This window comes from Halorhodospira sp. M38, from assembly GCF_022227985.1.
GTDB lineage: Bacteria > Pseudomonadota > Gammaproteobacteria > Nitrococcales > Halorhodospiraceae > Halorhodospira > Halorhodospira halophila_A.
Genome location: NZ_JAJNQP010000061.1, coordinates 1 through 1,992 on the forward strand (window position 1 = coordinate 1; position 1,992 = coordinate 1,992).

General features: G+C 66.0%; 2 protein-coding genes. One reads left to right on the forward strand and one right to left on the reverse strand.

The annotated features are described in order from the left end of the window. Window positions 1-245: 245 nt before the first annotated feature. On the reverse strand, window positions 246-1,277 hold the full coding sequence (locus LRA98_RS12730) for an MBL fold metallo-hydrolase (protein ID WP_238634260.1): 1,032 nt from the start codon (window positions 1,275-1,277) through the stop codon (window positions 246-248). A gap of 216 nt (window positions 1,278-1,493) precedes the next feature. Between LRA98_RS12730 and LRA98_RS12735 the strand changes: the two genes are divergently transcribed. After that, complete coding sequence (locus tag LRA98_RS12735; protein ID WP_238634259.1) at window positions 1,494-1,883, forward strand: DUF3006 domain-containing protein; 390 nt, start codon at window positions 1,494-1,496, stop codon at window positions 1,881-1,883. Window positions 1,884-1,992 lie beyond the last annotated feature (109 nt).

Consider the following 1,992-nt stretch of genomic DNA (forward strand, 5'->3'; position numbering starts at 1 on the left):
CCCGGTCAAGCTCCGGGACACCGTCCCTCAAACATTGTTAGACCCAAGGTACGCCATTCTCACCGCCGGCAGCGATCCGTACCCGCCCGTGCCAGCTCCGCGGGCTCATGCCCCTGCCAGACGAGCTCTAGGATCTTCTGCCGGTACTCCGCCGAGTACGGGGGACGGTCCTGGCTCATGGTGGATACCTCCTCTGGTCAAACGGTCAGGTATCCACTGCAGCGGGTCAAGCCCAGCCCGGCTGCTTATCGCACGCACGCCTCACCCTGCTCTTTGATATCGCCCACCCGCGCCGGTCCGAGGCCATGGATTGCATTGAGTTCCGAGACCGAGGACCAAGGGCGATCGTCGATGATGGCCTCGGCTCGGACCGAGCCGATGTGGACGATCTCCTCGAGCGCCTCGTCGGAGGCCTCGTTGAGGTCGATGCAGCCGGCCTCCGCCTCGGTCGCCGGCGGCTCCTCTGCACGCACCCCAGCTGCGGCCCCGCCCCCCCGATCGCCTGCGACGACTGGACCCCGCGCCTCGGCGCGCGCCTCCCACACACCGCCGCTGCAGCGCATGCGGATGGTGCCGTGGGCGCCGGTTCCAAGCATCTCGGCACCCACGCGCTCAACCCGGTCGAGCACCTCACCGTGCGGGTGGCCGTAGTGATTCCCCTCGCCGTACTGGGCCACGACGTAATCCGGGTCCACGGCCTCGAGCCAGCGCTGGCCCGTGGACGTACGGCTCCCGTGGTGACCGAGTTCTAGGACGTCCGCATCCACTTCCATGCCGGAGCGCAGGATGCCGAGCTCGCCGTCGGTCTCGATGTCGCCGGTGATGACCGCTGAGCACCCACCCTCGCTGACACGCACCACGATGTTGCGGTCGTGGAGGTGGCCACCCTGGGTGTCACCACCCGGGTGGAGAGCCGTTACCTCGAGGCCGCCGAGCGCCTTGGTACGGCCGCGTGTAGGTTCGACGTAACGGGCTTCACTGTCGAGGGCGGCGTCGAGGAAGGCCTCAAAGGTCTGGGTGGTGTGCTCGTCGCCGTTGTACCAAAGCGTGTCCACCGACTTGTCCTCGAGCACAGAGATTAGACCGCCGGTGTGGTCGGCGTGGGCGTGGGTGGCGACGACCAGATCCAGCTGCCGGATGCCCTTGTGCCGGAGCGGGACGATGGCGTCGTCCCGGGCTTGGCCGCCGTCGATAAGGACGTGGTGGCCATCGGCAGAGACGAGAGTGGCGTCGCCTTGTCCGACATCGAGGAAGGTGATCGACATTGAGGCGGCCACCGGGGCGCTCATCAACAAGACCGGGAGAAGGGTGGCGCTCCGGCGTGCGTCTCGTCGCAGTCGAGGAGTCATGGATCGGCTTCGTATCAGGAGGCTGACCTCTTACCGTGGCGGAACGCCTTGGGCATCGCAAGGTTTTGTCGCTGGCCTGCGCCGGGCATGCTGAACGCGGGGACGGGATGTCCGCGGTTTGTGACGATCAGGGAGGATCGATCCATGAGGAAACTAGTAAGTTTTGTAGGAGCTGCGCTCGCCTTGCTGTTCGTCTGGGTGGGTGTGGTGATCGCCGGCGCCTATGCGGAGGAGTCGCAGATCATGACTGAAGAGAGCTCGCGGCCAGATACTTCAGCGGCCGGGACGGCGACGGTGGATGCTATCGATGAGGGTGTGGCTCGACTGATCGTCGGGACGCATCCATCCGCGGTGTACAAGGTCGCGGCCGACCGGCTGCCGGAGGGCGCCGAGGAGGGCGCTTCCCTGCGGATTGAGGGGGTGCTGACGGACGGCCTGGAGCACGCGAGCCTCGCACTCGATCCGATGGAGACCGAGCAGCGGCGCAAGCGGATCCGGAGCAAGCTCGAGAGGCTGCGCGGGCGTAGCGATTAACCCAACGACGCTTTCAACCCCCTGGCTTTAGCTCGTGCACCACGACAAAGTCCGCGGTGCTTCGGGGCAGCAAATCGTTTCCAGTGAAGGTTTGTGTTCTGGTCGAATA